Below are 2235 nucleotides of genomic sequence, written 5' to 3'. Positions count from 1 at the left end.
GTTGTCGCCCGTTGACTTCGAAGCCAGACAGCAGAAACTGAAAGAGGCAGGTGTCTAGAAAACGTGGGGCATCTCACCTCGCCACCTTCCTTGTGGACCGTGATCTTGATCCGGTCAGCGGGCACGCCCGCAGCTACCCCGGCACGACGGGCGTTCTCGCGGCGGGTGTATGTGGTCATCTCGTCCATATCGTCGCTCCTGTTCCTGTTTTGTTCAAGTTCACACCACAGGTACACGACAAATCATCCGAGACCGGCAACGACTTTTCGGACCGAAGCCCCGCACAAAATACGCAGACCCATGCGGGACGACGCGCAAAACGGACCTAACCCATTGAAGTGAAATATTTTTCGCTTGTTGACTTATGGGTGAAACAGGTAGCGTTGCAGCACATTTCCAGCCGTATCAGGGGTTATCAGCACCATGAGCACCGAAATCCACACACAAGTCTCACCCGCCCTGCATCCGAAAAATGTCGAGCAGATCGAAGGGTACGACAGCGAGACCGAAGCGGTGCTCGCACCCACGCTGCACGCATTCGGTGCGGCTTATCAGGGTATCGCCGATGTTCACGCAGCGCGCGAGCAGGCCAAGACGAACCCGACTTGGAACGAGGCCACGCAAATCATCATGACCGACGGCCTCGCGCAGAAGATGTTCGCGCGCATTGCCAAGGGCTTCGACAGCACGCGCGTCAACTTGGAGAAGGGTATCGCGCACCTTGAGGGTGAACTGACGCAGCCGGTTGAGAGCAAAGCAGCAGGCACCATCGCCGCCGAGGTGCGCGCCCATGTGAAGGGTCTGCCCACGGGCGAACGCATGAACCTCATCCGGCAGGCGATTGCTGATGGTGACCACACCGTTGCAACCGCCGTGCTCGGTGCGCCTGCCATTCTGTCGGGCATCGACGCGAACATGCAGAAGACGCTGACCCGCATGTATCACGAGCGCCACAACCCCGCGACAGCGAAGCGTCTCAAGGTCATGACCGCTGCCAAGATGCTCATAGAGGAGCGGGCGGGGCTGGTGTTCAAGGAACTCGAACGTGCGGTCGGCGCGCCCCCGCACAAGGCCAAGGCTTTGAGGGAAGCGAAGACGGCGGCTGAAAAAGCGTTCGTCATGCAGGACCGCTGAATCAACCATGATTAGATCACGGAGCACCGCATGACAGATGCATCGCAACCAGAATGGATGAAGGGGTACGAGCCGCAGCCTGCGGGCAAGTGGGTCGTCGGAATGAAGTCCCCAAACCCTGCTGGCAGGCCCAAGGGGTCGCTGTCGAAGCGGGACAGGATCGCGCAGGCGCTGAACGATGACGGACCCGCTGTTGCGCGTGTGGTCATAGACGCTGCGCTGGAAGGTGACATGCAAGCCGCTGCCCTCGTGCTGGCGCGCATTTCGCCACCCAAGAAGGCGCAGGCAGAGAAGGTGCAGTTTGAACTGAGCAGCGACGCACCGCTGCCGGAGCAGGCGCGGCAAATCATGCAAGCGGTCGCTGACGGCAACGTGGACCCTGACACGGGGCGCATCCTGATCGGGTGCCTCAACGCGGTCGCGGGCATTCAAGCGGTTGCCGACTTGGAAGACCGCATCATTCAACTCGAAGCAAAGGCGGTGAACTAATGCCGATGATAACCACACAGCGGAACTACGTCATGTTCGGCAACCCGCTGCCCGGTGACCGATGCGTGGCGGTGTTCATCTCGCCTCCCAACGCTTCCCGCGTAATGCTGACGGCTGAACCAATCGAACGGTTCTACGCGGCGCTTCGCTGGGCGCTTTACATGGCAGACTACATGGCCCACCCCATCGAGATCGACACGATGCCTTCGCGCGACGACTACTTCAAGCGGTTGGCGACCGCGACTGGCTTTGAGGGCTTCCTTGGCCGCACCGACTTTGACGAGCGACTTGCGGGGCTAGACCTGCTCACCAGCATCGGAGTGCTGCAAATCAAGGATGGAGTGTTGCAATGAAGAACGATCACCTCGACCATGAGAACCGACCCCGCAAGAACGGCGTGACCAGCGACGACCTGAAGGTGATTCACCAGCGCCGGATCGAGGAAGCAGCGGAGCGGGAACGCGCAAGCGAAGCCAACCTGCACCGCGCCGTGCGCTTGGGCGCAGCGATGCGCGTGCTCAAGGGCGAGGGCTGACCACTGCTGTCCGGTTTAAATTTGTGGACATGATGCACGGTGTTGATTCTACTCGTGTTCAGACGTTGGAGCGTCTT

At 60.1% G+C, this 2235-nt stretch carries 4 protein-coding genes and 1 pseudogene; 4 read left to right on the top strand and 1 reads right to left on the bottom strand.

The genetic code is table 11. The features are described 5' to 3' along the window. A pseudogene (locus tag QK300_RS13545) lies at nucleotides 1-188 on the bottom strand (hypothetical protein); the annotation flags it as partial. 235 nt (nucleotides 189-423) lie between these two features. Between QK300_RS13545 and QK300_RS13540 the strand changes: the two are divergent. Genes QK300_RS13540 through QK300_RS13525 form a run of 4 tightly spaced genes read left to right on the top strand, consistent with a single transcriptional unit; the run spans nucleotide 424 to nucleotide 2158 of the window. After that, nucleotides 424-1134 (top strand): hypothetical protein, encoded by a 711-nt coding sequence (locus QK300_RS13540; RefSeq protein WP_281302230.1) that lies wholly within the window; start codon nucleotides 424-426, stop codon nucleotides 1132-1134. A gap of 30 nt (nucleotides 1135-1164) precedes the next feature. Then, entirely contained in the window at nucleotides 1165-1623 is a 459-nt protein-coding gene (locus tag QK300_RS13535; protein ID WP_281302231.1) for a DUF5681 domain-containing protein, read from the top strand. Next, a complete protein-coding gene (locus QK300_RS13530) occupies nucleotides 1623-1976 on the top strand; it encodes a hypothetical protein (RefSeq protein ID WP_281302335.1) in 354 nt (117 codons plus the stop codon). Before QK300_RS13535 ends, QK300_RS13530 begins: the two co-directional genes overlap by 1 nt. Continuing rightward, nucleotides 1973-2158, top strand: a complete 186-nt coding sequence (locus tag QK300_RS13525) for a hypothetical protein (RefSeq protein ID WP_281302233.1) — start codon at nucleotides 1973-1975, stop codon at nucleotides 2156-2158. The genes QK300_RS13530 and QK300_RS13525 overlap by 4 nt, the downstream gene beginning before the upstream one ends. Nucleotides 2159-2235 lie beyond the last annotated feature (77 nt).

The sequence above is a fragment of the Iodidimonas sp. MBR-22 genome (assembly GCF_029946565.1).
GTDB classification, from domain to species: domain Bacteria; phylum Pseudomonadota; class Alphaproteobacteria; order Sphingomonadales; family Rhodothalassiaceae; genus Iodidimonas; species Iodidimonas nitroreducens.
Note: the sequence above shows the minus strand (reverse complement) of the source record. Positions and strands in the feature narration are given on the sequence as shown.